The organism is Rhizorhabdus sp. (genome assembly GCF_018006725.1).
Lineage (GTDB): Bacteria > Pseudomonadota > Alphaproteobacteria > Sphingomonadales > Sphingomonadaceae > Rhizorhabdus.
Map to the genome: position 1 here is coordinate 1 of NZ_JAGMXV010000456.1, position 2,606 is coordinate 2,606.

A 2,606-nucleotide genomic window follows, 5' to 3' on the forward strand; every position below is an offset into this window, starting at 1 on the left:
GACCCAGCACAAGCTGGGGCTGCCAGACATCCAGAAGGTGATTTCCGAAATGGGGCCAATGGCCGGTGCCAAGGACTTCCTCGACGACCTGCGCCGCCGCTATCAGCTCATCATCCTGTCCGACACCTTCTACGAATTCGCCATGCCGCTGATGGCGCAACTCGGCATGCCGGCGTTGTTCTGCCACAAGCTGGAAGCCGACGCCAACGGCTATCTGGTCAATTACCACCTGCGCATGCCTGACCAGAAGCGCGAAGCAGTGAAGCGCTTCAAGGAACTCAATTTCAAGGTGATCGCTGCCGGTGATTCCTACAACGATACGGCGATGCTTGGTGAAGCCCATGCTGGCATCCTGTTTCATCCGCCAGAAAACGTCATCCGTGAATTCCCGCAGTTCCCGGTAACGATGAACTACGCCGAACTCGACGCCGAGATCAACAAGGCAAGCGCGAGAATCTGAACCAAGGCCATGCACCCATGCACAACGAGCACTTCTATACGCTGAGCGCTTCCTGCCCCGATCAGGTGGGGATCATTGCGCGTGTTTCCGGCTTCATCGCGGAACATAACGGCTGGATTCTCGAGTCGAGCTACCACTCCGACAACAACGAGAATCGCTACTTCATGCGTATGGAGATTCGCGCCTCCTCGCTGCCTTGTGGCGCCGATGAATTCCGCCGCAAGTTCGCGCCGCTCGCCACCGCGTTGGACATGGACTGGTCGATCACCGACAGCGCCGTCAAGAAGCGCGTCGTCGTCATGGTTTCGAAGCAGGAACACTGTCTCTACGATCTGCTGGCACGCTGGCAGGCGAAGGAGCTGGATATCGAGATTCCCTGCGTGATCTCGAACCACGAAACCTTCCGCGGCTTTGTCGAATGGCACGGGATTCCCTTCCACCATGTGCCGATGACGCCGGACAACAAAGCCGCCGCCTACGCCGAAGTCACCCGCCTGTTCACCGAAGCGCGTGGCGACTGCATGGTGCTGGCGCGCTACATGCAGATCATCCCACCGGAGCTCTGCGCCGCTTACCCAGACAAGATCATCAATATCCACCATTCCTTCCTGCCCAGCTTCGTCGGTGCCAAGCCCTATCACCAGGCCTACCAGCGCGGCGTCAAGCTGATCGGCGCCACCTGCCATTTCGTCACCCCGGAACTCGACCAGGGGCCGATCATCGAGCAGGACGTGATTCGCATCGACCATTCCGACTCCGTCGAGGACATGGTGCGCTACGGCAAGGACATCGAGAAAGCCGTGCTGGCGCGTGGCCTGCGCTACTTCCTCGAAGACCGGGTGCTACTCCACGGCAACAAGACCGTCGTTTTCCGCTGATTCGCGGAAAGAAAAGGGCGCCCCGAGGGGCGCCCTCAGACTGCTGACAAAGCCCTCGATTTTGAGGGCTTTGTTGCATCGGTTTTGTGATATGCTTATGACATGTTAAAACCTGCCCAACCCACCCAAACCGAACTCGAGATGGTGACCCTCGACTCGCTGGTGCCGAAAGATCACCTGCTCCGGCTGATCGACCAGCACCTTGCGTTCGATTTCATCCGCGCCGAGTGTGAATCCCTGTATTGCCCAAACAATGGACGCCCGGCACTCGATCCGGTCATGCTGTTCAAGATGCTCTTCATTGGCTACTTGTTTGGCGTGCGCTCCGAGCGGCGCTTGGTCAAAGAAATAGAAGTCAATGTCGCCTATCGCTGGTTTGTCGGTCTGCGCCTGACCGATCCGGTGCCGGATGCCTCGACCTTCAGCCAAAACCGGCGCCGTCGCTTTGCCGGGACGGACATTGAACAACGCATCTTCGACGGCATCGTCGAGCAAGCGATTGAGCACAAGCTTATCAGCGGACGCGTGCTCTACACTGACAGCACCCATTTGAAGGCCAGCGCCAACAAGCGTCATTTCGAGCGGGTCCTAGTCGAGCAAACACCGGCGGCTTATCTGGCCGAACTGGATGCGGCGGTCGATAAAGAGCGGGCCGAAACTGGGCAGAAGCCGCTGCGTCGGGACAAGGGCACCGCCTCCGGGAATGACGGCGAAGGGGAAAGGGCTGGCGCGGAAGAGAAGGTCCCTGAGCCGGCCACGGCCGCCCAGGAGGCCCCAGAGACCGGCACCGAGGAAGCAACGGCAAACACCCGCGAGATTAAACGCAGCACGGTCGATCCGGACGCCGGCTTCATGGTTCGCGATCAGAAGCCAGTGGGTTTCTTCTACCTGGATCACCGCACCGTCGATGGCGTCCACGCCCTGATCGTAGACACCCACGTCACGGCCGGCAACGTGAATGACAGTACGCCCTATCTGGGCCGACTGGATCGGGCGCGTGAGCGATTCGATCTTGCCGTCGGCGCAGTCGGCCTGGATGCCGGTTACTTCACCCCGGCGGTCTGCAAAGGCATCATCGAGCGCGGACTCTATGGCGTGATGGGGTATCGCCGCCCCAATCACCGTGAGGGCTATTTTTATAAACCTATTTTCCTCAGTCAACTCGAGACGAACGGCGGTGCCGCTGTTAGCGGGGCGAGGATTTTCTCCTTCGCCGCAATGATCTGCCCGACGATATATCGAACGAGTGCCGCCCAACGTTCAGGTTT

At 59.4% G+C, this 2,606-nt stretch carries 3 protein-coding genes; all 3 read left to right on the forward strand.

The window, feature by feature from the left end; genetic code table 11:
* A partial coding sequence (gene thrH, locus KAY22_RS27760) for a bifunctional phosphoserine phosphatase/homoserine phosphotransferase ThrH (RefSeq protein ID WP_296626266.1) occupies window positions 1-460 on the forward strand: 460 nt, incomplete at its 5' end.
* 17 nt (window positions 461-477) lie between these two features.
* A complete protein-coding gene (gene purU / locus KAY22_RS27765) occupies window positions 478-1,338 on the forward strand; it encodes a formyltetrahydrofolate deformylase (RefSeq protein WP_296626267.1) in 861 nt (286 codons plus the stop codon).
* Between the two features lie 102 nt (window positions 1,339-1,440).
* Window positions 1,441-2,606: IS1182 family transposase (locus tag KAY22_RS27770; RefSeq protein ID WP_296626268.1), on the forward strand; the 1,166-nt coding region annotated here is incomplete at its 3' end.